Origin of the sequence: Streptomyces sp. NPDC013187, from assembly GCF_042899705.1 — a bacterium.
Lineage (GTDB): Bacteria > Actinomycetota > Actinomycetes > Streptomycetales > Streptomycetaceae > Streptomyces > Streptomyces hawaiiensis_A.
In genome coordinates this window covers 1-2404 of sequence record NZ_JBIBAF010000046.1, presented here as the reverse complement: position 1 = coordinate 2404, position 2404 = coordinate 1, and the positions used below count along the sequence as shown (strand labels likewise).

General features: G+C 59.7%; 2 rRNA genes. Both read left to right on the top strand.

From position 1 onward, the window contains the following. Positions 1–1334 (top strand): 16S ribosomal RNA (locus tag ACFY5B_RS39430); the annotation flags it as partial. A 326-nt stretch (positions 1335–1660) separates the two neighbouring features. Further along, positions 1661–2404 (top strand): 23S ribosomal RNA (locus ACFY5B_RS39425); the annotation flags it as partial.

Here is a 2404-nt window from a genome sequence, read left to right as displayed (position 1 = left end):
GGTGGTCGAAAGCTCCGGCGGTGCAGGATGAGCCCGCGGCCTATCAGCTTGTTGGTGAGGTAGTGGCTCACCAAGGCGACGACGGGTAGCCGGCCTGAGAGGGCGACCGGCCACACTGGGACTGAGACACGGCCCAGACTCCTACGGGAGGCAGCAGTGGGGAATATTGCACAATGGGCGAAAGCCTGATGCAGCGACGCCGCGTGAGGGATGACGGCCTTCGGGTTGTAAACCTCTTTCAGCAGGGAAGAAGCGAAAGTGACGGTACCTGCAGAAGAAGCGCCGGCTAACTACGTGCCAGCAGCCGCGGTAATACGTAGGGCGCGAGCGTTGTCCGGAATTATTGGGCGTAAAGAGCTCGTAGGCGGCTTGTCGCGTCGGTTGTGAAAGCCCGGGGCTTAACCCCGGGTCTGCAGTCGATACGGGCAGGCTAGAGTTCGGTAGGGGAGATCGGAATTCCTGGTGTAGCGGTGAAATGCGCAGATATCAGGAGGAACACCGGTGGCGAAGGCGGATCTCTGGGCCGATACTGACGCTGAGGAGCGAAAGCGTGGGGAGCGAACAGGATTAGATACCCTGGTAGTCCACGCCGTAAACGGTGGGCACTAGGTGTGGGCAACATTCCACGTTGTCCGTGCCGCAGCTAACGCATTAAGTGCCCCGCCTGGGGAGTACGGCCGCAAGGCTAAAACTCAAAGGAATTGACGGGGGCCCGCACAAGCGGCGGAGCATGTGGCTTAATTCGACGCAACGCGAAGAACCTTACCAAGGCTTGACATACACCGGAAACGTCCAGAGATGGGCGCCCCCTTGTGGTCGGTGTACAGGTGGTGCATGGCTGTCGTCAGCTCGTGTCGTGAGATGTTGGGTTAAGTCCCGCAACGAGCGCAACCCTTGTCCCGTGTTGCCAGCAGGCCCTTGTGGTGCTGGGGACTCACGGGAGACCGCCGGGGTCAACTCGGAGGAAGGTGGGGACGACGTCAAGTCATCATGCCCCTTATGTCTTGGGCTGCACACGTGCTACAATGGCCGGTACAATGAGCTGCGATACCGCGAGGTGGAGCGAATCTCAAAAAGCCGGTCTCAGTTCGGATTGGGGTCTGCAACTCGACCCCATGAAGTCGGAGTCGCTAGTAATCGCAGATCAGCATTGCTGCGGTGAATACGTTCCCGGGCCTTGTACACACCGCCCGTCACGTCACGAAAGTCGGTAACACCCGAAGCCGGTGGCCCAACCCCTTGTGGGGAGGGAGCTGTCGAAGGTGGGACTGGCGATTAGGACGAAGTCGTAACAAGGTAGCCGTACCGGAAGGTGCGGCTGGATCACCTCCTTTCTAAGGAGCACTTCTCGGCTGCCAGGCTCTGCCTGGTGGTCCAGAGGCCAGTTCATCGGCGAATGTCCGGTGCTGGTTGCTCATGGGTGGAACGTTGACTATTCGGTCCGGTTTCCGGGTCGGAGGCTTGCGAGTACTGTCCTTCGTGGGGCGTGGAAAGCATGATCTCCGGGCGGGGTCGGGTCGGGCGCGCTGTTGGGTGTCTGAGGGCACGGCCGTACTGGCTTGTGTCTTCGGTTGCCGGCCCCGGTGAAAGTCTGCTTCGGCGGGCTGTGACGGGTGGTTGGTCGTTGTTTGAGAACTGCACAGTGGACGCGAGCATCTGTGGCCAAGTTTTTAAGGGCGCACGGTGGATGCCTTGGTACCAGGAACCGATGAAGGACGTGGGAGGCCACGATAGTCCCCGGGGAGCCGTCAACCAGGCTTTGATCCGGGGGTTTCCGAATGGGGAAACCCGGCAGTCGTCATGGGCTGTCACCCATGCCTGAACACATAGGGCATGTGGAGGGAACGCGGGGAAGTGAAACATCTCAGTACCCGCAGGAAGAGAAAACAACCGTGATTCCGGGAGTAGTGGCGAGCGAAACCGGATGAGGCTAAACCCTGTATGTGTGAGACCCGGCAGGGGTTGCATGCAGGGGGTTGTGGGATCTCTTTGGATCGGTCTGCCGGCCGGTCGGCGAGTTATAAACCGTTGGTGTAGGCGAAGGGCATGCGAAAGGCCCGGCGTAGAGGGTAAGACCCCCGTAGTCGAAACGTCAGCGGCTCGTTTGAGAGACACCCAAGTAGCACGGGGCCCGAGAAATCCCGTGTGAATCTGGCGGGACCACCCGCTAAGCCTAAATATTCCCTGGTGACCGATAGCGGATAGTACCGTGAGGGAATGGTGAAAAGTACCGCGGGAGCGGAGTGAAATAGTACCTGAAACCGTGTGCCTACAAGCCGTGGGAGCGTCGGATACGTGCTTGCACGTATCTCGTGACTGCGTGCCTTTTGAAGAATGAGCCTGCGAGTTTGCGGTGTGTTGCGAGGTTAACCCGTGTGGGGAAGCCGTAGCGAAAGCGAGTCCG